The following is a 22,395-nucleotide window of genomic DNA, read 5'->3' as shown; positions in this document are numbered from 1 at the left end:
ATAATAATATTTCTATTACATGTGGAATACTTCTCTTTATTAAGCTAAACTCCCGTTACCCGAATAAGAGAAATTTCTTCCCACCTCATAAAAGCAAAGCACTCGTTTTTTCTTTTATAATATTTGCATATTGTTCAATTTCGTTTAATATCCTTGCTCTACCCTTCTCACTTTGTGTCCATTTGGTAGGTATTATATCTCTATTATCTTGTAGTGGTAATACATCTAAAACCTTATCGTCATTTGCATAGATAGAAGCCAAGAAATAGAATCGTTTACAAAAGAATGATTTTCCAGCCAATAAGATATTTTTATTACTGGTGGTGTTGAGAAAACTAAATGCTGATTGAATTACACCGTCCACCCCTTTTATACCGTTACTAGTAGGAATTGGCATTAGTTTTTTCTTTTCGATACCTTTTTTTATTAAAAGTGGGGAATAAAAATCAAATTCACTACATTTTAAAAAATCATTAAAAACTTCGGGAATCATAATTAAATTTGCTCCAGATTTCTCATAGTAATCCAATAATTGTTCATTTAGCTCTGGAAAGTGACCTGGATGATAAAGAATAACATCAGGTTTTTCAAATAGATTAATTCTATCCATAAATACCATTTCATCTATACATTCAATTGCTGATTTATTCACTGTCTGGCTCCCCTCCGTCAATATATGCATTAAATTAGCATTAACTCTTTTTTAAATTCTCAACAAATAACAAAAGCTCCTTCTCCTACTTCATTACAGGAATGCTGACCGTTACTTCAATATCTAACATCTTCATTTCTATATTCAAGGCAATAATTCCTCTAATAGGCTCCAATCTAAGTTACTCATCCATCACATAAACGATGTGAGTATTGAATCAGTAACCACCGATCAGTTGAATGGATACCTAGCAGAGAGAGAAATTGAGCATTTAAGGGAAGCGTGTTTTACTCCAATGAAAAAGGCATTATTTGAATTTATGTTTTCCACAGGTTGTAGAATTGGTGAAATAGTTTCTCTCGAAAAGAATTGTATCAATTGGGCAAATCGCTCTACCATTGTCCAGGAAAGGGGGATAAAGAAGGGGAGGTCTATTTTAATATACGTTGTGAAATTTGGCTGAAATGATACTTAGATTTTCGTCAGGATAAAGACCCAGCAATTTTTGTTACTGAAGGCACCCACATAGAATGAGTATTAAACAAATGAGAGATTTCATAAAACGAATATCAAGTCGGGCAGGGATCAACAAAGAAATTCATCCACACCAGCTATGCCACACACCTATTGAACAACGGATCTCCCATTGATGTTAATCAAAGTTTACTGGGACACGAAAAAAGCGAGACCACCAGAATTTATGCTCAGCTAAGTGGAAGCGTTAGAAGTGAATTTTACAGAAAATATTTTTAAAAATCTATGGCAAAAAGCAATCCGCCGCTGCCTTTTCACTATCGCACCCGTTAATGCAATAAGTATTAGTTTTGGTAGCAAGTCTCATATTCGTCTTTCATTAACAAACTTTTACAAGCCAAACCATTTTCGTGATAAATTTCTTTACCGATTTCTAATTCGATACTTCTATTTGAATTTGGATAATTGGGCTCGTCATTTAGAATGTACAGCGTATCTTCATCCATCCATTCCATAGAAAAATTACTTTTTGCATCGCTATAATAAACAGTTTGAACTTTATTTTCCTCATTAATGTTTGTGATTTCAACCCATACGTTAACACCGCCTGCTGCACCACCATATGGTTCATAATAAGCATTAGCTGTGTATTCTTCAGTGGGGGATATTACAGGTCCAGGACCCTTTTGGATAAATCCTCTATCAATATCACTAAATGTAAAAAAGTACATTTCATATATATAGATTGAAGATACCAGAACAACCCCAGACAACGATGAAATCAGTAACTTTTTAGGAAAAGGTTTCTTTTTAATGAAAGAAATTATTATCTTTGCACATAAAATCAATAATAATATAACGGTAATGAAAGAAATCAAGAAACCAAATAAAATTAAAATCATAATCCCCCATTTCCAATTACAGATTAAATTTTTTATACTTAGATATTTTATGTATATAGACATTCTATGTATGGAGACATTATAATATTATTACCATAAATAAGCAATAGTTATTGAACAAACCTGCCACTTTACTTCCATAAAAAAAATATATCCCTTGTTAAAGGAATGCATTCCATAGTTGAACAAGCACATAATTCATTTTTGAAGGTAAACACTGTCTCGTTTAGATTATAAACTTGGAAATTTACCATCACTTGCTGTTCTGTTGGGAAATAGCTATCATCTTCAGTAAAGAAAAAAAAGATAGTTTCATTTCCTGAATAGGGTTTGATAATAGTCCCATTCCAATTTTCTAATTCAGTGGTACTCCCGCCATTAGTCTGTATTTCCCTGATTTAAGTAAAATAAAATATCGGTTGATAAATGAATATCCAGTTAACTCCCTTCTAATACTACTATCTATAGATGATACTAAGATAAAAGGAAGGTAGTACATATATGGGAAATATTTTCCTCAGTACAATTCTAAAAGGTATTGGAATATACGTTTTAGCATTATTCTTAACCCGAAGAATAGGAACAAAACTTATTTCACAAATGAATTTTTTTGATTTTATTATGGGGGTTTCAATGGGTTCATTAGTCACAAATGCTATTATTGATAAGCAATTTGCAACACTATCAGGTACTACTGCCTTAATATTATTTGCCATTTTGACTGTGTTCACTGGATATTTAAGCTTGAAAAATATCACAATAAGGAAGCTAATCAATTCCGAACCGATTACTTTGATTGAAAATGGAACCATTGTGGATGAAAATATGAGGAAAGTGAAATTGACCATAAATGAATTAAAGATGAAATTAAGAGAAAAGGATACTTTCAATGTGGCGGACGTAGAATTCGCTATAATGGAAACAGATGGTAAATTATCTGTATTACCCAAACCAGATAAAAAACCACTTACTCCTTATCATATGAACATTCAAACAACAAGTTCAGGTTTTGAAAAAGATATAATCATTGATGGAACGATAATGGAGGAAAACTTAACAAGTGCTGGACTAGATAAAGAATGGCTAACATCTGAACTTAATAAACAAAATATCAAAGATTGTTCAGAGGTTTTTTATGCTGGGTTAGATAATACTAAAAAACTGTATATATCTAAAATAAACAGTACCAATAAAGAAACTCAGGGCAAATCAATACCTTCTATTTGATTAAAATAAATAAAGCAGCCGATAATAAATGCTTTTTTATCCACTGCTTTATCAATATAAGGTAATAATCATTGTCTTGTAAATAGAAATCTACGTAGTTGTTTTCAGTCCAATAACTGCTACTAATATCAGACCTATAAATAATATCCGTCTCCATTCTTTTGCTTCTCCATAGAAAAGCATTCCAACTAGCGTTCCACCAACTGTTCCTATCCCAGTCCAAACGGCATAGGCTGTTCCAGCGGGGATGGTCTTCATAGCTAAGCCTAGAAAACTAAAACTAAATATAAATCCAAGGAGCAATACCATATATGCTTGTAAATTATTGTTTTTAGCTACTTTATTCATTCCTGTAACCCCAACTACTTCAAGGGTTCCTGCTAGAATGAGATACACCCAAGCCATTTTACACTGCACCCTCTTTCTTACTAGTTTCATTTGTGACAAGTTTTAAACCTATAACACCAGATAGAAGTAAGAGAATAAAAAATACTTTCATCCAACTAAAGGCAACTCCAAATACCACCATCTCCACCACAACGGTCCCAGCCGTTCCTATTCCAGTAAAGATTGCGTAAACTGTAGCAACAGGTAAACTTTTTATTGCCTTTAATAGTAAAATAAATGAAATATATATAAGTAGAGCAATACCAGCCCAAGTAAGCCAGTTACTAGCATGCTTCAATCCTATTGCCCACAAAACCTCTATAAATCCAGCCAGTAGGACTAATACCCAATTTCGATTCATCGTTTTTTCCTCCCATAAATATTATTACTCCTTTGAAAGACCGTGCCAAAAAACATACCAAGAAGCATCCAATCTCTTCGTTAGGCGTTCTGGACCTCCATATACCATTTCAACCAATATTCCATCTAACATCCCTAAGAATGCAGCAGTTGCTCGTTTTTCACCAATAATTGAACTAATTGCTCCTTCCGCCAAAGCCTTTTTAAGGATCGGAATAAATAGCTCTTCTAACTTATCAAGATATTGGTTAACCAAATTCATCACCGACTCATTGAGATGATTCGGTGGAAAAAAAGAAGTACGAGTCCAAAATTTATATGAAACATTCTTTCCATAGCGGTCTATGCTTCGCAATAGAAAATCGTATAAGAACTCCTTGATGGGTCGAGTCTGATTAGACTCTATAAAATTAATAACAGATTTTATTTCATTTTCACTCGCATCCCTGCATAGCTGGATAAACAGTTCATCTTTCCCTTTGAAATGAGTATAAATTGACTGCTTTTTTATCCCTACATCCTCGGCAATATGTGCCAATGATGCACCTTCATATCCATTATTTGCGAAGTGCTTTAAAGAAACTTCTTTTATTTGTTCTGCTGTCATATCATTCACCCTTCCGAACGGTCGTAAGGTAAATTTAACACTTACCCTTTCCCAAGTCAAATATTATTTTTTCATTAATATTAGAAACAATTCTTCTTTAACGAAACATGTTGTTTATTAAAAATAAAAAAAGTGCTCAATCCAGCATGGATCAATGCACATTTTCGACTTATCCTTTTTAAACTAACCGATAGCTCAATAAGGATTTCAACAAAAAATCAGCCAGATTCGTTACTAACTGATAAACGGAATTTAGTAATTCCTCTAAAGGATTATTAAATAGGTAGGAACATACAAACTCAAATTTATTATTATAAATCCTACGAATAAAGGAAATAAATCTTATTGATGTTTTTGGCGAAGAGATTTTATTATTTCGAAATATTGTGTATCTCCTAACCCATAATGTTTAAAATTTTTTAGTAATGCTAACATAAGTTCTTCTTCTGGAACATCTTTATACTTGTAAATATACATCATAAGATCACTGTCTTTATTTAGGTAATTCAAATATAGCTCAACCCCCTTCTTTAAAGGATCTGGATAGATATTTTCAGGCATCTTTTTATCAATCAACACTTGTTTGTAAATAGCATAATAACCCTTCGCTTTTAAGGTAAAATGACTCATAGGTTTAAATTGATCACCGACTATATAAAGATCAATAGCATCTGTATGCTCTGCTTGGTCTAACCAAGCTAAAAGGGATAGTATATTGATTTGACAAAACATATCAGCATCAAACCATAAAGCTATATGAGTGAATTTTTCACTAAAGAGTGGCACCAATGGTTTTAGTATGGTTTCACTATATTGCACTGGAGATACGTGATGAACCTTAGCTCGTATTTCAGTAAACTCATTTGAAAATAGATCATTATACGTTTTTCCATAACACATAGCCTCGTTAAATGGGACCATCAATTCTTGTTCAAGAAAATTTGTCCTTTTAAAAAAATTATACATAGCTTGCCCATTTAGAATATGTAAAGTTCTTTTTCGAATCATCGTTTACACCCCCTGCTTCATTTAATCTAATTTACTAATTCCTATTATATTTCAAATTTCACACTGTTCCTGAAATAATTAAATATTGGAGTCACTCCATATTATTCCTTTCCTTATACAAGAAAATGGTTCGATTTTTGTTTTTCAGGTATAAAATATGGGAACGTCCGATTTGGATGTTCCCGTTCTTATTCCATTAAAGCCCCCTATAATAGAATAACTAAAAAGCTAATGAAGCTTTTTTAAAAGCTGCGTTTCCCTGCCCAAGCTCCTTGCATTTTACTTAGGGATACAATTTGCCCAATATGATATGCGTCGTGCAATGCTAAACTCTTCAGTTCAAGCACTAATGATCTTTCTCCAGGGATCTGTCTATACAAATCATCATGTTCTGCTTTTGCTAGTATTTTTTCAAGTTCACGATGAACATAAAAGTATTCTTGTTTTGTTTCCTTCCAATTTTCTAAAGTCTCAGTTGGTAATCGAAATGTAGAATCATTATTTTCTGCCTGTGGTTCATTCGCTGTTTCACCAAGAAATCGCATCAGAAATCTCTTTTCATAGAAAAGTAAATGACAAACTAATTCCCAAATGGAATTCATTGCCCCCTCAACTGGTTTCCAAATCGCCTGTTCAAAAGTAATATCCTCTAGCACTTTTTCAAGTGGTGGAAACCAGTCTTCTTCATCTAAGCAGCTTGCCCATTGCTGTAACAAAAGTGTCTTTACATCCATTTTCTATTCCCTCCAATTTAATCCTAGATTGAATTTAATATTGCTTACCATACAATAGATTCGTATCAGTTAAAGAGTATTCCTCTAGACAGAATTTCTTTTATTACTTGTTCCATTATTTCACCATCTTAAAGATTAGGTTATCGTATTAATCATTTTTCAACTATTCTGCTTCGTTACTTGAATTAGGAAAAAGTGATCCATCATTTATTGAAGAATCTCACCCGTTTGTTTAAAATAATTGATTGTTTTTTTCTTTCCTCTAACAAAAACACTAGCAAGAATAAAACACCCAAACCCTATAATTTTCATAATGATATGACCCTTAATTCCCATTTGGTCAATGGTTAATGACCATAAGAAAGCTCCAAGAAAAATAAATGGAATAGCAAAAAACCATCTCAAATGATTCCAACCTCCCCATATTCCTTATCTATGATTTAAAATTTCTTAATGAAATATCCTGTTTGTTAGCTTAATAACTTCAACAAAAAAGGTGGTTAATCCTTCTTGGATCAATGCACCCAGTTAGTAAAATCATAGCTGTTCTAAAATCTCCTTAGCAATAACGTCAACTTCCTCTAATTTCTCTTCTTCAGAAGGGGTTTTTGCTAATCGTATCAAGTCGTTCCTTAATACCATTTTTGATTCAGTCGGAAGATATTTAACCAAAACTTCTAAACACCAGAATTTCCATACATTGTCTTCAGTTTCAAACACATTTCTTATTAGAAGGACTAATTCATTTGGGAAATCCAAAAGCAGTTCGGCAACCTTTGGAGCAATTACCCAATTCATATCCTGAATCCATTCAAGAAGGTTTGGAAAAAGAGATATAATTTCTACACGACTAAGCTTTCTTATTTTTTCTACTGATTCAATATCAAATTTGTCTTTGGGCAGTATTTCGTAAAAATTTTCCATATTCATCACCTCCATTAACATTCTTTTGTAGTAAAGCCCCCGATAGTTTAAGTATATTTCTTCACAAAGTTATCCTTTTTTACTGTTCTTTTATTAACTAAATGCTTATTACCTGAATGCTGACTCTTTAGTTCTTATAGTTAGTTTAGTAATCTGCCATATCTGAATAAAAGTTGGTGTAAAGGGTAGATTACCTCTATAAACATAAATGAGGTGATGGAAATGTCTAACATGATGAAACAAGAAGAAATGGAAACATTAAGAGAGTTAATCAAAGACGTAGACACGGCCATGCTGACTACGGTAACTGAAGAAGGGCTTGTTTCTCGTCCTATGAAAACACAAGAAGTAGAGTTTGATGGTGATTTATGGTTTTTCACTAAAAAAGAGACTAATAAATATGAAGAAATTTTACATGATCAAGATGTTAATGTGGCTTATGCAGGTAAATCCTATGTTTCCGTCCGTGGAAGAGCAGAAATCGTTGATGATTTAGACAAGAAAAAGGAATTGTGGAGCAAAGCATATGAGAAATTTATGCAAACTTCCTATGATGATCCTAACGTTATCTTGATAAAGGTAAAAGCGGAAGCAGCCGAGTATTGGGAAACCGGTAATTTTACGAAGAAAATCGCCTTTCTATATAAACGCATGACAGGGCAGAGTTCTAAATCTACAGATATTAATGAAACGGTTGAATTGAATAAATAACAGCAAAAAGGGTTGTCTGGTTATAGGACAAATCATTTTGCTTTGTTGGGTTATGTTGATCCATTTGTAACTACATTAATCTCTGGATTAATACTGAAAGAGCAATTTGTTCTACTTTTGTTAGTGAAATAAGTTTCTTCAGATTAAAAAGAATTAATAAGCAAAATCATTTCGATTATGAAAAAAGAAAGGATAATACTTTCATTTAGGTATTGTCCTTTTTTCCTTCCTGATTTTTAATTTAGTATTAAATTTCTTTAAATACTGAGAGAAGTGACTACCTTCGATAATGAAAAAGAACTGCCGAAAAACAGCCCCCATTGTTGTTAAGGTAAAGCTACCAATTAATTGATTTATCTAATATATATGTCTTATTTATCTGACTGCCTTCTAAAAAATAATGAAATCAATGAAAAAGCGACCCAACATAATAAGAATCCACCAATTGAATTGTCGCTAAGGAAATTGTGAATGCCATTACCACGAAGTATCGCACGAATAACAATGATAAGAATTACAGCAGTAAATGCAGAAATCGCGAGTTTTTTTGTGGTCATAAAGTTACTCCATTTTAGTTTTGTCTTGAATATTTTTTCAAAGCTAACTTTTTCTTTGTTAATCCACCCACACCAACTACGCCACAGCTATGCCACACCCCTATTGAAAAACGGAGCTCCTCTCGATGTCATTCAAAGTTTACTAGGACACGAAAAAAGCGAGGCCACTAGGATTTATGCTCAGTTAAGTGGAATCATTAAAAGAGAATTTTTATAGAAAATACTTTTAGAATTAGAGTGAAAAATGCGAAGGGTTTAACGCTGCCTTTTTTTACTATTGCCCCTTTTAGTTGAACAAGAAAAAGGATTTCCGCAGCATTCCCATTCTTAAACTCTTGCACCAGTTAGCTTAATAACATTTTATAATTGCTTTGTAATAACAGCACCTAAGCCAATTAACATATATAATCCCATCATACATACGATCAACATACCTGTTTCAATAAAATGAACACCCATTGAATATAGAATTAATAAAACAGCTCCACTACCCAAAAGAACAACATAAAGTACACACATTAGATAACGTTTCATTAGTAAAATACTTCTTTCATCAACATCTGGAACATTTCCATTTCTTTTTTTATTCCACATAGAAATAAGCAGATAGAAAATAAATCCTAAGACTGTCCCCCCTATAATAGCGATAGCCATTTCGTAGTTGTATTCACCAGTTTCTTTTCCTATGAGATACACACCTAAAAAGCCACCTATAATCATAGATCCAATTACAACAGACCAAATAGTGATTTGTAACTTTCGGTTGTTCATAGCTATTCCCCCTCTGGTTTCTCTAAATAAAATAATTCTTCAATTGGCACATCAAAATACTGTATTAATTTTAGTGCCAATTCCAAACTTGGATTATACTTATTCTTCTCAATTGCATTTACTGTTTGACGTGTAATTTGTAAGTCTTCTGCCATTTTGACTTGTGTTATGCCCTTTTTCTGTCGAATTTCCTTAATATGATTTACCACCTTCATTAAAAACCCTCCAAACAGGAAGTAAAGATATCTTTACATAAGATTATAAAAAAATTACAACTAAATGTAAAGATATCTTTACGTTTAGTTGTAACCTTTTCCTTTTCTTCTTCAACAAACCTGCTCGTTTCTTTAAGTACAATCCTTCACAATATTAAAGAAAGGGGGCTTGATTATGTCAATTTACTACTAACTAAATTCTCCCAGTCCTTAAATGACAGCTTTTCCGTAATATGTTTTAATTCATTTGGTACTTTAACATAACACATCAATTCTAAGCTATTTCCATCTGGGTCATCAAAGTAAACCGAAGCATTTCCTTGATTTGGTCTTACAAAAGGCTCAATCGATGTTCTTCTTCCAAAAGGTGCAGGTTCAACTTGGATGGATTCAAGCCATTTTACAGACACTTTTAAATCCTCATATGTGACTCGAAAAGCAATATGTCTTAAAGAAGGGTGGTATGGAGTTTGGTACTCCTTTCCTTCCCACAATCCTAACCAGCTTTTGCCTTCTTCTATCCAAAAGAATACGGTGTCTTCATCACGCCAAGCTAACTTCAAACCTAATTTCCGGTAAAATTCAATTGAAACGTCTAGATTTTTTACAGGTAAATGTGCTTCATATAGCCCCTTTATCATTTCTCCCATCCCCTTTGTTTGTAGAATTTATGATCTGGAAATTATTTCAAAAAGAATCTCTTCTTCAACAATCCTATCCCTTTAGTAAAAAGCTTCCCCACATATTGTTGAAACGCACCTCGTTATTTCAATAAGAAAATAGGCTTTTCCCATTTTAATGTAAGTACCTGTTAGCTTTATTAAAAAGGAAGTTTTACTATTGTTTAATTACAATTTCTCCTTCGCCTGTTGGTTCTTCAAAACCACTAAGGAAGGAAGTTAAAATTTCATCTGTTATAGCGAAGGCAGCATTTGCATCAAAACATTGGCTTCGTATCTTAAGTCGTTCACGCAAATCATTAGGATGAACTTTCAGATAAATAAGTTTCCATTTACCTCCAGCCTCTTCAATTAACTGTTTATATTGGTTCCTTCTAGAGCGTTGCCAAAAACTGAAGTCAACTACCACATTATGTTTCTCGTGAATTAACTTTATCAATTGATTCCTCAATTTTATTTCCGCGTCTTCCTTGAATTTCTCATACTTTTCAACTGAGAAATCTATCCCATACCGACCATTTGTAGCCCAAATTTCTTCATCAATAGAAAGGCGTACCAAACCTTCTTTTTCTAATTGTTGGGCGAATGTAGTTTTTCCAGAACCTGCTACACCACACATCATTACCACTATAGGTGTAAAATCAGCTCTTTCACGATAAATCTGGTAATCTAAATTGAATTTTTTCAACCATCAATATACACCCCTCTGATGTTCAGCTATAAACAAATTCTATAAATATCTTATTATTAACTATATAATTGCTTTATAGGCTTATTCCACTAAACTGCCCCGTTACTTAAATAAGAAAAAAGCAATCCTTTTTTGAAGAATCGCACCCTTTAGTTTAAGTGCATTTGTACACAAACTTATTACAGGAATGCTACCACTTGTTTTAATGCTTGAAAAACATTGACCTCACCAGAACAGCACACTCCACTATTTCATTTATTTTTATGATTAGAATTCAATAATTCTGCCTCTATTTCTTCGTCTGACACAGATTTCTCTTTATTGGTTTGGTTCTTACTATTAGGAATTAACAATAAAATGCCCAAGATTAAAACAATTAAAATTAGCCAAGCAACTTGTAATACAATTGAGGCTGTAAGCAATGATAAACTAATTATTAAAAGTCCAAATAACCTGTTCATAACATCCCCATTTCAATCTTTAGTTCATAAAGTATTCAACAAGAATAAGCGTTAATCCTTCTTAGATTAACGCCTCCATTACTTCAATAAAAAGTGGTTATTCATTACTATTCTTTTTACTTGCTTTGTAAAGATACCACCCGCCCCAACCTCCTACCATAAATATTATTAGTAAAATAAAGTTGTTCACAGGTTTTCCAAATTGTATCCTATCAATATTAAAAATGGAGGCTATACCTGAGACAATCATGAAAGTTAATAGTCCGAAAATCAACCTAATAAAATAGTCTTTCATATGGATCCCTTTCTTTACAATGGTTGTTTTTCCTTTTATTGTACTATTAAGTGATGATTTTGGATAACGGTATTTACTGTTTATTTCTACTTGCACTCCCTCAGTTTAATACGATTTTCTCCCGAATACTCGCTTATTCGCAGGATTTCATATCCCTTTAAATAGGTTTAACGGATAAAAGAAATGATTTCAGATCATTATGGCTAAAATCCCCCGCCCTCAGCATGGCAAACACCATCAGCAAACCTGATACCAAGAATGTTGCCATCCTTCTCAATGGGGAGCCAGATGTTGACTTGTTAACAACCTGGCTGGAGACTTTCGCCAAACATAAGATTAATTACAGTATTATAGATAGTAAGCTTCGTAACTTAAATATGACCGTAAAAGTGACAGATACTTACGCAACAGCCGATTCCAGCCTGTTTGATGCGGCACTATTAATGAACAATGAACCATTTATTCAGACACCTGCGTTAGAATTCATTCAAACGACCTATAAACATTACAAGCCATTAGCTTTAGCCATGAGTAATCCAAATGCGCTAGCAGATAGCCGCATCAACAAAGATGACCCAGGTGTATTCAATGTATCCTCTGCCAGTATCCACAGCTTTATCGATGGAATCGCACAAGGCAGGTTTTGGAATAGGATAAAATAATCTTATGCTCAGTAAGCCATGCTCTTATTTGATTGGAGGCATGGCTTTTTGTACATTTTCATCATCCCTGATAGCCCGCACACTGTTAAGATTCTCTTCAAACTAATCCCGATGCTGTTGATGATTTGTTACGCACTACAACAAGGATTAACTGCCTAATTCAATATTGAATAATTTTACACTTGAAAAATAGGATGAAGCGTAGTAGAATTTTCAAGGTGATTCCTACTAAACTATATAATCCCTGTATAACCTCAAGAATACGGCTTGAGGGTCTCTACCAGGAACCTTAAAAATCCTGATTACAGAAAATGAATTTATTCGTTTTTTGTAATCAGGATTTTTTTTTATTTTCTGAAAAGAACCCACAAAGCCTTATTTTTTTACGAACAAATAAGAAAGGACGAAATAGATTATGAATTTTAAAGTAATTATACTAGCATTATCGACCGTCGCAGTTGGATTGGTTGAATTAATAGTAGGTGGGATTTTGCCCACCATCGCCGATGATTTTAGCATTTCATTAAGCAAGGCCGGACAGCTAATTACGGTGTTCGCGCTTATTTATGCCATTGCCGGGCCTGTTTTGCTGGTAGTAACCAGCAAAATCGAGCGCAAGAAATTGTATCTTGCTTCCTTGTTCGTTTTTTTCCTCGGGAATATTATGACATATTTCAGTCCGAATTTTACCTTTATGATGATAGCAAGGGTGTTGACTGCAACGAGTACAGCACTTATTGTTGTACTTTCCTTGACTATTGCTGCAAAAATTGTTGCCCCTGCTCACCAAGCAAAGGCTTTGGGTCTCATTTATATGGGCATTAGTTCATCACTTGTGTTGGGCGTGCCATTGGGAATTTTGATTTCCAATACATTAGGATGGCGTGTAATCTTCCTAGGAATCGCTGTGTTATCAATCGGGTCAATGGTGCTTATTTCACTATATTTGGAGCGTATTCCTGGGGACAAGACGATTCCACTTTCACAACAATTAAAAGCAGTAGCCAGTGCGAAAATTGGTAGTGCCCATCTTGCTACCATGTTTATGTTAGCGGGACATTACACTATTTATGCTTATTTCACACCATTTTTGGAAACAAATCTTCATCTGAATTCTTATTGGATCAGTATCTGCTATTTTGTATTTGGTATTGCAGCTGTAGGCGGGGGAGCATTCGGTGGAACGCTTTCGGATTGGATTGGCGCTCGCAAAAGCATCATCATCGTCATTAGTGCATTTGCGATTGTACTATGTGTATTGCCATTAACCACTTTTTCACTTGTCTTATTCATTCCCGTGATGATGGTTTGGGGAGCATTAAGTTGGAGTTTGGCACCGCCGCAACAAAGCTATTTGATTCAAACCGACCCTGCTTCGTCCGATATACAGCAAAGCTTTAATAATTCCGCATTGCAAATCGGTATTTCGCTTGGGTCGGCAATTGGTGGCCTCGTGTTAAACCAAACCGGTACAATTTCCAGTACGGCTTGGGTTGGAAGTGCCATTGTCATGATCTCGTTACTTTGTGCAGTCTTTTCTTTAACTAGACCGACCATAACAAGGGAAACCACGACTGCCGCCTAGTTTCCCCAGAGTTCAGAAGCTTGTACCAGATGGGCAGAAATCGGTGAGAAGCCGATTTCTGCCCGTTTTTAACCTTCATTTGCGAAAGAAGCTTGGACTTCAATTATATCCGTTTATCCAATAAACATGATTGCTAAAAAATAGTATATACTGAAATAAACTATAACTTATCCCATTCATTTGAAGGCACTTTTCAAAGTAAGGAGCGATAAAATGAAAACAATTTATGACTTTCAGGTAAAATTACCGAATGGCGAGGAGAAATCCTTACAAGAATACGAGGGCCGGCCATTAATTATTGTCAATACTGCCAGCAAATGCGGGTTTACCCCCCAATTCAAAGGTCTTCAAACATTATATGATACATACAAGGATCACGGGTTAGAGATATTGGGTTTTCCTTGTTCCCAGTTCAATAATCAGGAATATGACCAAATTGAAAAAACAACTGAATTTTGTCAGGTAAACTATGGTGTAACCTTTCCCATTTTTGCAAAAGTAGAGGTAAACGGCTCTAATGCCGATCCGTTATTCAAGTTTTTAAAAGAACAAAAGACAGGTATTCTATCCTCAAGGATCAAATGGAATTTCACGAAATTCCTTGTCAACCGAGATGGCCAGGTGATGAAACGCTATGCCCCTGCAATCGATCCGAGTAGCATCCAGGCTGATTTAGTAAAATTATTATCTTGAACTTTCGCTGAGAATAGTATGATTCTTTGCTGTTCATACTAACCAATAGCCAGAATGTATGGGGGTTAGTGGATGAGAACTGAACACATTAAATTAACGTCTTCGGAAGTATCGCAACTTTGGACAGCATACATGAATAGCAGCATGAGTAGATGTTTGTTTACATACTTCTTGGAAATAGTGGAAGATACCGAAATACGGTCAATCATAAAGCACGGATTAGAACTTTCGGAAACTCATATCCAAAAACTAACGGCAATTTTCCAAAAGGAAGGTCACCCAGTGCCATACGGATTTCACGTAGAGGAAGATGTGAATACCTCCGCCCCCAGATTATTTACAGACAATTTCATTTTATTTTTCAGTCAGAATATGGGAAGACCTGCACTAAATTTTTATGCACTTTCCAAAACATTAGTCGTTCGGTCAGATATCGATTCTTACTTTTCTGAATGTCTTCTTGAATTGAGGGATTTTGATACGATGGTTAAAAGTCTTTTGTTATCAAAAGGCTTATACATTCGTTCCCCCTATGTAGCCCCACCAAATGAGGTGAATTTTGTTAAAGATCAAAATTGGATGGCTGATTTATTAGGGAAGAAAAGGCCCTTATCCGTAATCGAAATAACAAATTTATTTTTGAACTTCCAAAATAATGCACTTGGTTATGCAACAATGATGGGATATAGCCAAGTGGCTCAATCAAAAGAGGTTGGAGAATTCATGGTAAGGGGAAGAGAGATTGCGTTTAAACATATGAAGGTACTTGGGTCCGTGTTAGAAGAAGATAATTTGCCTGTACCAATGGCGTGGGATATTGGCATAACAGATGCCACAACCGCTCCATTTTCAGATAAAATGATGATGTTTATGACAACTGCGTTAATCCCTCTAAGTATTGGATATTATGCAACCAGTATGGCAACCAGCATGAGAAAAGATTTACCTCTTCATTACGTTAAGCTATCCGCCGAAATTGGTTCATATGCCTTGGATGGCGCTAACATCATGATTCAAAATGGCTGGCTGGAGGAACCACCCCTTTCCGTAGACCGCGATCAATTGGCAAATCAATAGAAGCCATGGGAACCGTCCTAGACCAAGTGAAAAAGTAGATATTTTTTCACTGGTCTAGGACGGTTCTTTTGCTTCACCTCGCTACTTTTGTCACATTTCTGTGGTTGACATACATGGAATAAATCATTAATATAATAGGTCCTACCAGCAAAATACTTGAAAAACATACATACTTTCTTCCTGTTTTTTCAAAGAATTTGAGATTGAAATTTTCATAGTGTATGTTTTCCGGAAAATGCTGGTGATCCCCCTCAAAGGGGACTGTTATGAGTTTAATCGTAAGAAAGGATGAATAGTATGGATAAAGAGTTATTAATGGAAAGCGCTCGTGAGATGAAAGCAAATGCCTATAGTCCTTATTCTAAATTCGCCGTGGGAGCAGCATTGTTACTGAAAGATGGTCAAGTAATTAACGGCGTAAATGTTGAAAACGTTTCCTTTGGTGCAACGAATTGCGCAGAGAGAACCGCTATTTTCACAGCCATTGCGAATGGTTCTAAAAAGGGAGATTTCCAGGCAATCGCTATCGCTGGCGATACAGAAGATTTTCTTCCGCCTTGCAGCATTTGCCGGCAAGTTTTAGCAGAATTTTGCTCACCTGAAATGCCAGTTTATTTAACAAACGACAAAAAAGAAATACTAGAATTAACCTTAAGAGACCTCTTACCCTACGCATTTACAGATCTAGAGATGTAAAGCGAAGTGTTGCAGAGGGACGGTACTTGTGCTTTAAACATAAAAAATGAAGCAAGACAACCGTCCCCTTGCTTCATTCTAAAATAATTACTTAGACAACTACCACCCTGACGGTGGAGGTTGCAGGGAGAGGTGCTAGCTGCACCTCTCCTTTTTATAATAATCTATTATACTTCGAAGCGAAAAATCATACGTAACACGTTAAAAGCTTTTACAATGACCTTAAACCGTTTTTGATAGTTCAGCTGACTCCTCGTGGGCTTCTTCTTTTAGCTGAGATTTATCAGAGAGTTTTACAAATGGGTAGTAAATGGCTATTGTTACAGCAAGAGTAATGACTTGAATAATGGCACCGCTGATTTTTCCACCCGTTGCCAGATACCCGCTAATGATTGGAGGCATGGTCCATGGCACGACAATACCGATTGGTTTTGCTACTAATCCCGAAGCCATGCTAAAGTAGGTAATTAGCGCAGCAGCCATTGGAGCCAGAATAAATGGGACGAGCAATTTGAAATTTAAGACAATTGGCAGTCCAAATAACGCTGGTTCATTAATATTGAATAGTCCTGGTGCAACCGTGAGTTTTCCCATTGCTTTATTATTTTTACTTTTTGAAAATAACCAAAGGCAAATAACCAGTCCAATGGTGGCTCCGCCGCCGCCGATCCAAACGAAGTTAAACATAAATTCATTTGTAACAATATGCGGCAATTCCTTTCCGGCTTGAAATGCCAGTCGATTGGCATCCGTATTTTGTAACCAAATTGGTTGAATCACCGGGTTGATGGTGTTTGCACCGTGAATCCCAACAAACCAAAATATTGAATTTAGTGCGATAATCACCAATGTGCCCCATAAACTTCCACCAAGAACACTAAGTGGTTTCCCTAGCGTATTTGTTAATAGCGTATGAATGTTATCAATACCTGCTAGTCCTAAGAATAAATAAACGAGACCCCAAAACAAGATCACCATTAATCCTGGTAATAAGGCAGCAAAGGACTTCTCTACTGCTACCGGTACGCCCTCCGGCATTTTTACCGTAAAATTTTTCTGGACGAAGAATCTAAAGATTTCCGCAGAGAGCAAACCTACTACGATGGCAACAAATAAGCCGCCGCTGCCGAGGTAGGAATAGGAAATTCCGGAACCCGCTTTCGAAATGAGGTCTGGCGTAACGATGACAAAACTGGATAAGGCAATAACTCCAGCGGCAACGCCATCCACTTCATAATGCTCAGCTAAACTATGGGCCATTCCAAAAACGGCAACAAGCGCCATCAGTCCAAAAGAGCCATTCACGATTTTGCTGAAAATAGGCGCTAAACCGATGTCAGCCAACCAATCAGTGTATCCATTGATCGGTAGGTTTCCTAATATAAGAAAGATCGATCCGATAATAATAAGGGGCATACTTAATAAAATTCCATCCCGTAATGACCGGAGATGTCTTTGGTTACCAATTCTCCCGGCGATTGCTTCTACTTTTTCTAACAACTTACTCACTCCTTTATTAGGTTTTTATCTAAAAAAAGTTCTTTTATGAAAGAATAAACATAAAGCTAGACCAAGGCTTTAGATAGTCTAATAGAAAGATTGATTCTTCTGTAAGATGGCCAATGACATTCCTATCTCCGTCATTTTCCATATCTTTTAGCGCGATTTGAGTTTCTCCTTTATATTGGCCAAAATGATTATTACAAATTACAATATCTCCTTTTTTAATAGGGAGGGTATGATTGGCCGGAATATCCTCATGAGTATATTTAACACGTGTGGCAGATGAGCGAATCATGTATTCAGATCGGTCGCCTCTATACTGGTGAACCTCATCGAGAATCATGTTCCTTTCTAATTCTGAAACATGGGATGAAAATTCAATTTGAAAGGTCGGGTGGGTGTTTAGATACGCATCTGACATAGCCCTTAATTCTTCTTCCGTCGCATACGCATTGCCAATTAATAAATCATCAATCGTTCCCATTAATCGATAATGGGTAACTTGAGTATGAATAGGTAAATTTCTATGTTGTTCCAACGTGGATAATCCTGTCTGAACCGGCCAAGGTCCCAAATCGCCCTCTTGAGAGGTGACAAAAGCCCCCGTATGGATATGATGTTGATTGAACATACTTGTCGTTTGTTCAAAGTGGCGCTGGGAAATCCCAGAATATTTTTGAGGATAAAAGTTATGTGAAGCATATAAATAATCCATATTAGGCTGGTAGCTCATGATCGTATCTATATATCTAGTGCCACTGCTCATATTGACTTCAATGATTAAACCAAATGGATTTTTTGTCATTTTCGCTTCCTCTGCTCCGGTAAAACCCAGGTCCAGACGAATTCCTGTCGCACCTAATTCTTTAAAAAAGGCAAGATCGTTATAACTGACATGTAACTGCTCAAATAATTGAGGGTTAATATCCAAGATAGTTTCCATACCAATAGAATTGCCATATTCTATTATGTTTTTAAACTTAGTAACAACCTCATCTTGTTCGCCGTCAATTTCTAACAAACTAGTAAAAATTCTTGTATATCCATACTTTCTTGCAAGGTCCAGATATTCCCTGTCACGTTCAAAGCTGCTCTTTGCCGGATAAATCGATACACCAATACGTTTCATGTTTTTTTGCCTCCTGAATATTTAATAGACTTTTGAAAAAGCAACACTTTCATCCAAATCGGTTTGGATATCCATATTAATCAGGTACATTCACTTTTTTATGCACATCAATTAGTTCCTTTACCAAATCCAAAAATGTAATCGCATTCATTAAATGGTCTTGTGCATGAACCATTAATAGCGTAACCTCAAATTTCTCCCCGGAAGCTTCTTGAGTTAACAAACCAGTTTGTGCATGGTGTGCTAATACTAATTCCTCATTTGCTTCTTCAAGTAATTGGCCAGCCTTTTCGAAATTCCCTTCTTTAGCAGCCTGGACGGCCTCCATTCCAAAGCTTTTGGCATTCCCGCTATGCATAATTAAACCCATGACAACTTCTAAATTTTTTGGCTCTTCCACTGGATGTATCCCTTCCTTTTAGCTTGTTAGATTGCCCTAACAATTAATTTCCATTGTTTTTAATCAATTCTAATGCAGTGCCTAACACTTTTTCGCCATCCATTCTACCGTAGTCCTTCATATCAATGACTGCGACCGGAATATGGGAATCGGCCACTAATTTTTCAAATTTACTTTTCATGAAACGGACTTGCGGACCAATCAAGATAACATCTGCATTTTCCTTTGCCAATAACTTAGTCGCTTCGTTAGAAGACAGCGCGGTAACTTCGGCATCGATCTCTTTCTCCTGTGCTGATTTTTGCATTTTAGTCATTAGTAAACTTGTACTCATTCCCGCAGAACATACAAGTAGAATTTTCTTAGTGCTCATTTTTCATTTCCCCTCCACTTTTTATCATGTCAGTTACTTTACACTGTAAGTATAAGATGTAACCGCTTTATTTTTAAGTTGAGATATTTCCTTTGGGTAACGGAAAGAAGTACTCGTTAAATAAAATGATGACCTGCTGAGTAAAGAAAAGGAGGCAATTGAAAATAAAAAAGCCAATTGCTTTTGTAAGCAATCAGCTCAGGTGACCAATTTGTTCATACATGGTTTTGATGATTTCCTCTTTGGAGCTGCTTTTAATTAATTTCTGAACAATGGATTTATGTTCGATAATTTGAATTAATTGCTGATACATTTGATTTAAATTACCGGTATCGCCTTCTTTAATATTTAATAAACAAACAAATTGAACCATTTTTTGTTCATCCCATTGGATCGGTGATTTCAACGTACATACTGTCCAAAATGTTTCATTTGATACGGGTTTAATGGGATGCGGGATTGCAACTAAATTGCCAAAACAAGTGGTTGCCAGGTTTTCCCGCTCTACTACAAGTTCTAGATAATCCTTTGAAACAAGACCTTGTTTATACAATTCATGACATAAGAATCGAATCGTATCTTCCTTGGTATCCAATTCTTGATGAATAAAAATTCGTGATGGATGTAAATATTCCTGTTGATCACTTTTAGAGGAAACTAATTTTTTCTTGATAGTTGTTATATCTTCCTCTTCTATAAATGTATGGACCACAAGAACCGGGATACCTAAGCTTTCCTTAATTGGAATGGTGCTAATAATAAAATCAATCCCCGATAAGTTATAGGTGGTTAGATTATAATAACTTATGGTATCCACTATTTCGATGTCACTTTTAAATACATTTTGCAAGTGATAGAACAGAAGTTGTGCACTTCCCATACCGGTTGCACACACAAGTAAAACCCTTTTTGCTTGTTTTTGTTTTTCCTTCATCCTTTCGAGAGCCGCTCCAATATGCAACGCAATGTAGGCGATTTCGTTTTCACCTGCTTCTTTATTTAAGTAATCCTCTATACATTTACTAGCCACAACAGCGCCTTCAAATGCGCTTGGAAATTTTGTCTTCGTCTGGCTTAATAACGGATTTCGCATATTTAGACCGTATCTTAATCGATTCATCGCTGGCCGGAGGTGTAAAGTGATCCCTTTAATAAATTCTAAATCATTATGGAAGTCCCAATTAAACTCCGTCCTTAATGTTTCAATCATGCAATTCACAAGAGTATTTACTTCATCAAATTCGCCAAAATTGGTTACTTCCTCTTGGGTTAATAATTTTGTCCCTAATAAATGGACCATAATATAATCGATTTCCGATTTCGGAAAAGATAACCCGGTAATCGACTCGACTTCTTTAATAACTTCCATTGAAACCATTTTTTCAAATGCGTGTTCATTCGCTAATTGAACACCCAATGGATCGATAATAAAGCCTTCTTGTATTCTTTTACATGCAATCACAATGTGAATGGTCAAGTTTTCCAGTTCAACATCCGAAATGTTAATCGGATGATCATGTACCTTTTTTATCAGAACCTCTTTTATCTTATCAAAAAGTTCGCCTTCTACTAGTTGTAAAGGATTACCTTTCAAGGAAATATCCCCATTTTTTCTTAAGATCAAATTGGATAAACAGGATCTTTTCTTGTACTCGTCCCCTTCTACCCTTGTTCCGTAGTGTGGGCGGTTCGTGATTTTCAATTTATATTTTTTTATCATTTGCCGGACTAGTTTCAAGTCTTGCTGCAGCGTTGATCTGGAAACAAACGTTTCTTCCTCTAACGTTTCAAATCTAATAAAATCCGGAGCCAGCAGCAATCGTTTTAATAGATATCGAACCCTATCTTCCTGCTCCATGAGAGTGGCTGACCGGTTATTCTCTTCAAACAATAGAGAGGATTTATTTGAAAAAATTTCTGAGCTTAACACTTTCAATTGGTAGCCTTTTCCCCGAATGGATTCAATCTGAATCCCCAGCATACTGCTGTCTTGCTGCAACTGTTTTATCTCGTTACGGACGGTTCTGTCACTAATACCTATTTCTTTCGCCATCCATTCAGCCGTTATCGGTTCAGTGGACTCTGTTAGAAACTGTAGAATATCTTTTTGGCGTTTCGTTAACGATAACATTCAAATCAATCCTTCCAGCAAATGCAGCTATCATTACTACTGATACTATTTGAATTTTTAATTATTTTAAACACCATTGTATCATATCGTGCCTCATATCGTGCCAGGCACCACCCGAATTTTGTCGAAAATTAATAGGACTAACTGTCTGCAGAAATTGGTTGGATAGTGCTGCAACTGAATATGGGACGAAGCGATATGCAACAAATGGCGTTCTTTAGTTGAATATTTGGAGGATATTGCGACGTAAGTATTCGAGATTTTCCGCAACTTCCAATTAATTTCCATGAAATGTCGTAAGTCTCTGAAAATATGTCGTAAGTGGCTAAAATTGTGTCGTAAGTGGCGGAAAATATGTCGTAAGTATGAGGGATTTTCCACAACTTCCAAATAACTTCCATGAAATGTCGTAAGTCTCTGAAAATATGTCGTAAGTGGCGGAAAATATGTCGTAAGTATGAGGGATTTTCCACAACTTCCAAATAACTTC

The 22,395-nt window shown here is 35.4% G+C and carries 27 protein-coding genes, 3 pseudogenes and 1 riboswitch; of the genes and pseudogenes, 9 read left to right on the top strand and 21 right to left on the bottom strand.

What is annotated here, in order from left to right:
* Window positions 1-85: 85 nt before the first annotated feature.
* Window positions 86-652: a hypothetical protein gene (locus BSO02S_RS22010; protein WP_066072778.1), complete on the bottom strand. Its 567-nt coding sequence runs from the start codon at window positions 650-652 to the stop codon at window positions 86-88.
* Between the two features lie 244 nt (window positions 653-896).
* Here BSO02S_RS22010 and BSO02S_RS28115 point away from each other — a divergent pair.
* Window positions 897-1,405 (top strand): annotated as a pseudogene (locus tag BSO02S_RS28115) (tyrosine-type recombinase/integrase); the annotation flags it as partial.
* Window positions 1,406-1,470: 65 nt separating this feature from the next.
* Here the strand turns inward: BSO02S_RS28115 and BSO02S_RS22005 are convergent.
* Window positions 1,471-2,028, bottom strand: a complete 558-nt coding sequence (locus tag BSO02S_RS22005; RefSeq protein WP_066072776.1) for a DUF5412 family protein — start codon at window positions 2,026-2,028, stop codon at window positions 1,471-1,473.
* Between the two features lie 215 nt (window positions 2,029-2,243).
* A pseudogene (locus BSO02S_RS26625) lies at window positions 2,244-2,390 on the bottom strand (VOC family protein); the annotation flags it as partial.
* Window positions 2,391-2,529: 139 nt separating this feature from the next.
* Between BSO02S_RS26625 and BSO02S_RS22000 the strand changes: the two are divergent.
* Window positions 2,530-3,255, top strand: coding sequence for a DUF421 domain-containing protein (locus BSO02S_RS22000; protein ID WP_066072774.1), 726 nt, complete (start codon window positions 2,530-2,532; stop codon window positions 3,253-3,255).
* 90 nt (window positions 3,256-3,345) lie between these two features.
* On the opposite strand, the gene BSO02S_RS21995 is transcribed toward BSO02S_RS22000, so the two are convergent.
* The 7 genes from BSO02S_RS21995 to BSO02S_RS21965 form a co-directional block, all read right to left on the bottom strand.
* The gene (locus tag BSO02S_RS21995; RefSeq protein WP_066072772.1) at window positions 3,346-3,660 is read right to left on the bottom strand and encodes a DMT family transporter; all 315 of its coding nucleotides are present in this window, start codon (window positions 3,658-3,660) and stop codon (window positions 3,346-3,348) included.
* 1 nt (window position 3,661) lies between these two features.
* A complete protein-coding gene (locus BSO02S_RS21990) occupies window positions 3,662-4,003 on the bottom strand; it encodes a DMT family transporter (protein WP_066072770.1) in 342 nt (113 codons plus the stop codon).
* Between the two features lie 24 nt (window positions 4,004-4,027).
* On the bottom strand, window positions 4,028-4,609 hold the full coding sequence (locus BSO02S_RS21985; protein ID WP_066072768.1) for a TetR/AcrR family transcriptional regulator: 582 nt from the start codon (window positions 4,607-4,609) through the stop codon (window positions 4,028-4,030).
* 342 nt (window positions 4,610-4,951) lie between these two features.
* A complete protein-coding gene (locus BSO02S_RS21980; protein WP_066072767.1) occupies window positions 4,952-5,617 on the bottom strand; it encodes a hypothetical protein in 666 nt (221 codons plus the stop codon).
* Between the two features lie 242 nt (window positions 5,618-5,859).
* Window positions 5,860-6,351 carry a DinB family protein gene (locus BSO02S_RS21975; protein ID WP_066072766.1) on the bottom strand — a complete coding sequence of 164 codons (492 nt, stop codon included), beginning with the start codon at window positions 6,349-6,351 and terminating at the stop codon, window positions 5,860-5,862.
* A 207-nt stretch (window positions 6,352-6,558) separates the two neighbouring features.
* Window positions 6,559-6,756 (bottom strand): hypothetical protein, encoded by a 198-nt coding sequence (locus BSO02S_RS21970; protein ID WP_066072764.1) that lies wholly within the window; start codon window positions 6,754-6,756, stop codon window positions 6,559-6,561.
* Between the two features lie 132 nt (window positions 6,757-6,888).
* A complete protein-coding gene (locus tag BSO02S_RS21965; RefSeq protein ID WP_066072762.1) occupies window positions 6,889-7,275 on the bottom strand; it encodes a DUF5071 domain-containing protein in 387 nt (128 codons plus the stop codon).
* Window positions 7,276-7,497: 222 nt separating this feature from the next.
* Between BSO02S_RS21965 and BSO02S_RS21960 the strand changes: the two genes are divergently transcribed.
* Both BSO02S_RS21960 and BSO02S_RS26620 read left to right on the top strand, forming a co-directional pair.
* Window positions 7,498-7,986 carry a pyridoxamine 5'-phosphate oxidase family protein gene (locus tag BSO02S_RS21960; protein ID WP_066072760.1) on the top strand — a complete coding sequence of 163 codons (489 nt, stop codon included), beginning with the start codon at window positions 7,498-7,500 and terminating at the stop codon, window positions 7,984-7,986.
* A 471-nt stretch (window positions 7,987-8,457) separates the two neighbouring features.
* A complete protein-coding gene (locus BSO02S_RS26620; RefSeq protein WP_342351977.1) occupies window positions 8,458-8,760 on the top strand; it encodes a tyrosine-type recombinase/integrase in 303 nt (100 codons plus the stop codon).
* Window positions 8,761-8,903: 143 nt separating this feature from the next.
* Here the strand turns inward: BSO02S_RS26620 and BSO02S_RS21950 are convergent, their stop codons facing one another.
* The 6 genes from BSO02S_RS21950 to BSO02S_RS21925 all read right to left on the bottom strand — a co-directional run bounded on the left by BSO02S_RS21950 (window position 8,904) and on the right by BSO02S_RS21925 (window position 11,656).
* On the bottom strand, window positions 8,904-9,314 hold the full coding sequence (locus BSO02S_RS21950; RefSeq protein WP_066072756.1) for a hypothetical protein: 411 nt from the start codon (window positions 9,312-9,314) through the stop codon (window positions 8,904-8,906).
* A gap of 2 nt (window positions 9,315-9,316) precedes the next feature.
* Window positions 9,317-9,529 (bottom strand): helix-turn-helix transcriptional regulator, encoded by a 213-nt coding sequence (locus BSO02S_RS21945; RefSeq protein WP_066072754.1) that lies wholly within the window; start codon window positions 9,527-9,529, stop codon window positions 9,317-9,319.
* Between the two features lie 173 nt (window positions 9,530-9,702).
* Window positions 9,703-10,170: a VOC family protein gene (locus BSO02S_RS21940; protein ID WP_066072753.1), complete on the bottom strand. Its 468-nt coding sequence runs from the start codon at window positions 10,168-10,170 to the stop codon at window positions 9,703-9,705.
* Between the two features lie 196 nt (window positions 10,171-10,366).
* Window positions 10,367-10,897, bottom strand: coding sequence for a P-loop nucleotide/nucleoside kinase family protein (locus BSO02S_RS21935; RefSeq protein WP_066072751.1), 531 nt, complete (start codon window positions 10,895-10,897; stop codon window positions 10,367-10,369).
* 254 nt (window positions 10,898-11,151) lie between these two features.
* Window positions 11,152-11,361, bottom strand: coding sequence for a hypothetical protein (locus BSO02S_RS21930; RefSeq protein ID WP_066072749.1), 210 nt, complete (start codon window positions 11,359-11,361; stop codon window positions 11,152-11,154).
* Between the two features lie 97 nt (window positions 11,362-11,458).
* Window positions 11,459-11,656, bottom strand: coding sequence for a hypothetical protein (locus BSO02S_RS21925; RefSeq protein ID WP_066072838.1), 198 nt, complete (start codon window positions 11,654-11,656; stop codon window positions 11,459-11,461).
* Window positions 11,657-11,862: 206 nt separating this feature from the next.
* Here BSO02S_RS21925 and BSO02S_RS21920 point away from each other — a divergent pair.
* The 5 genes and pseudogenes from BSO02S_RS21920 to BSO02S_RS21900 form a co-directional block, all read left to right on the top strand.
* A pseudogene (locus tag BSO02S_RS21920) lies at window positions 11,863-12,318 on the top strand (catalase); the annotation flags it as partial.
* 224 nt (window positions 12,319-12,542) lie between these two features.
* Window positions 12,543-12,643: riboswitch (purine riboswitch) on the top strand.
* Window positions 12,644-12,733: 90 nt separating this feature from the next.
* On the top strand, window positions 12,734-13,903 hold the full coding sequence (locus BSO02S_RS21915) for an MFS transporter (protein ID WP_066072745.1): 1,170 nt from the start codon (window positions 12,734-12,736) through the stop codon (window positions 13,901-13,903).
* A 213-nt stretch (window positions 13,904-14,116) separates the two neighbouring features.
* The gene (locus tag BSO02S_RS21910; RefSeq protein ID WP_066072743.1) at window positions 14,117-14,596 is read left to right on the top strand and encodes a glutathione peroxidase; all 480 of its coding nucleotides are present in this window, start codon (window positions 14,117-14,119) and stop codon (window positions 14,594-14,596) included.
* A 72-nt stretch (window positions 14,597-14,668) separates the two neighbouring features.
* Window positions 14,669-15,673, top strand: a complete 1,005-nt coding sequence (locus tag BSO02S_RS21905) for a DUF3231 family protein (RefSeq protein WP_066072741.1) — start codon at window positions 14,669-14,671, stop codon at window positions 15,671-15,673.
* Between the two features lie 297 nt (window positions 15,674-15,970).
* Window positions 15,971-16,369, top strand: coding sequence for a cytidine deaminase (locus tag BSO02S_RS21900; RefSeq protein ID WP_066072739.1), 399 nt, complete (start codon window positions 15,971-15,973; stop codon window positions 16,367-16,369).
* A 222-nt stretch (window positions 16,370-16,591) separates the two neighbouring features.
* Here BSO02S_RS21900 and celB read toward each other — a convergent pair whose 3' ends face one another.
* From celB to BSO02S_RS21875, 5 genes are all read right to left on the bottom strand, one after another.
* Window positions 16,592-17,869 (bottom strand): PTS cellobiose transporter subunit IIC, encoded by a 1,278-nt coding sequence (gene celB / locus BSO02S_RS21895; RefSeq protein ID WP_066072737.1) that lies wholly within the window; start codon window positions 17,867-17,869, stop codon window positions 16,592-16,594.
* Between the two features lie 43 nt (window positions 17,870-17,912).
* Window positions 17,913-19,001, bottom strand: a complete 1,089-nt coding sequence (locus tag BSO02S_RS21890) for a DUF871 domain-containing protein (RefSeq protein WP_066072735.1) — start codon at window positions 18,999-19,001, stop codon at window positions 17,913-17,915.
* Window positions 19,002-19,077: 76 nt separating this feature from the next.
* Window positions 19,078-19,401, bottom strand: coding sequence for a PTS lactose/cellobiose transporter subunit IIA (locus BSO02S_RS21885; RefSeq protein ID WP_066072733.1), 324 nt, complete (start codon window positions 19,399-19,401; stop codon window positions 19,078-19,080).
* 43 nt (window positions 19,402-19,444) lie between these two features.
* Window positions 19,445-19,774 carry a PTS sugar transporter subunit IIB gene (locus tag BSO02S_RS21880; protein ID WP_066072732.1) on the bottom strand — a complete coding sequence of 110 codons (330 nt, stop codon included), beginning with the start codon at window positions 19,772-19,774 and terminating at the stop codon, window positions 19,445-19,447.
* 193 nt (window positions 19,775-19,967) lie between these two features.
* Window positions 19,968-21,905 carry a BglG family transcription antiterminator gene (locus tag BSO02S_RS21875; protein ID WP_066072730.1) on the bottom strand — a complete coding sequence of 646 codons (1,938 nt, stop codon included), beginning with the start codon at window positions 21,903-21,905 and terminating at the stop codon, window positions 19,968-19,970.
* Window positions 21,906-22,395: the final 490 nt, after the last annotated feature.

Origin of the sequence: Neobacillus soli NBRC 102451, from assembly GCF_001591665.1 — a bacterium.
Classification (GTDB): Bacteria; Bacillota; Bacilli; order Bacillales; family Cytobacillaceae; genus Neobacillus; species Neobacillus soli.
The sequence above is the reverse complement of the archived record's forward strand: the minus strand, read 5'-3'. Positions and strand labels throughout refer to the sequence as shown.

Bases quoted from the DNA above. Each gene is read 5' to 3' on its own strand.
- BSO02S_RS22005 (WP_066072776.1), bottom strand. From the start codon at position 2,028: ATGATTTTAATTTTATTTGGTTTCTTGATTTCTTTCATTACCGTTATA.
- BSO02S_RS22000 (WP_066072774.1), top strand. From the start codon at position 2,530: ATGGGAAATATTTTCCTCAGTACAATTCTAAAAGGTATTGGAATATAC.
- BSO02S_RS21995 (WP_066072772.1), bottom strand. From the start codon at position 3,660: ATGGCTTGGGTGTATCTCATTCTAGCAGGAACCCTTGAAGTAGTTGGG.
- BSO02S_RS21990 (WP_066072770.1), bottom strand. From the start codon at position 4,003: ATGAATCGAAATTGGGTATTAGTCCTACTGGCTGGATTTATAGAGGTT.
- BSO02S_RS21985 (WP_066072768.1), bottom strand. From the start codon at position 4,609: ATGACAGCAGAACAAATAAAAGAAGTTTCTTTAAAGCACTTCGCAAAT.
- BSO02S_RS21980 (WP_066072767.1), bottom strand. From the start codon at position 5,617: ATGATTCGAAAAAGAACTTTACATATTCTAAATGGGCAAGCTATGTAT.
- BSO02S_RS21975 (WP_066072766.1), bottom strand. From the start codon at position 6,351: ATGGATGTAAAGACACTTTTGTTACAGCAATGGGCAAGCTGCTTAGAT.
- BSO02S_RS21965 (WP_066072762.1), bottom strand. From the start codon at position 7,275: ATGGAAAATTTTTACGAAATACTGCCCAAAGACAAATTTGATATTGAA.
- BSO02S_RS21960 (WP_066072760.1), top strand. From the start codon at position 7,498: ATGTCTAACATGATGAAACAAGAAGAAATGGAAACATTAAGAGAGTTA.
- BSO02S_RS26620 (WP_342351977.1), top strand. From the start codon at position 8,458: ATGCCATTACCACGAAGTATCGCACGAATAACAATGATAAGAATTACA.
- BSO02S_RS21950 (WP_066072756.1), bottom strand. From the start codon at position 9,314: ATGAACAACCGAAAGTTACAAATCACTATTTGGTCTGTTGTAATTGGA.
- BSO02S_RS21945 (WP_066072754.1), bottom strand. From the start codon at position 9,529: ATGAAGGTGGTAAATCATATTAAGGAAATTCGACAGAAAAAGGGCATA.
- BSO02S_RS21940 (WP_066072753.1), bottom strand. From the start codon at position 10,170: ATGATAAAGGGGCTATATGAAGCACATTTACCTGTAAAAAATCTAGAC.
- BSO02S_RS21930 (WP_066072749.1), bottom strand. From the start codon at position 11,361: ATGAACAGGTTATTTGGACTTTTAATAATTAGTTTATCATTGCTTACA.
- BSO02S_RS21925 (WP_066072838.1), bottom strand. From the start codon at position 11,656: ATGAAAGACTATTTTATTAGGTTGATTTTCGGACTATTAACTTTCATG.
- BSO02S_RS21915 (WP_066072745.1), top strand. From the start codon at position 12,734: ATGAATTTTAAAGTAATTATACTAGCATTATCGACCGTCGCAGTTGGA.
- BSO02S_RS21910 (WP_066072743.1), top strand. From the start codon at position 14,117: ATGAAAACAATTTATGACTTTCAGGTAAAATTACCGAATGGCGAGGAG.
- BSO02S_RS21905 (WP_066072741.1), top strand. From the start codon at position 14,669: ATGAGAACTGAACACATTAAATTAACGTCTTCGGAAGTATCGCAACTT.
- BSO02S_RS21900 (WP_066072739.1), top strand. From the start codon at position 15,971: ATGGATAAAGAGTTATTAATGGAAAGCGCTCGTGAGATGAAAGCAAAT.
- BSO02S_RS21890 (WP_066072735.1), bottom strand. From the start codon at position 19,001: ATGAAACGTATTGGTGTATCGATTTATCCGGCAAAGAGCAGCTTTGAA.
- BSO02S_RS21880 (WP_066072732.1), bottom strand. From the start codon at position 19,774: ATGAGCACTAAGAAAATTCTACTTGTATGTTCTGCGGGAATGAGTACA.
- BSO02S_RS21875 (WP_066072730.1), bottom strand. From the start codon at position 21,905: ATGTTATCGTTAACGAAACGCCAAAAAGATATTCTACAGTTTCTAACA.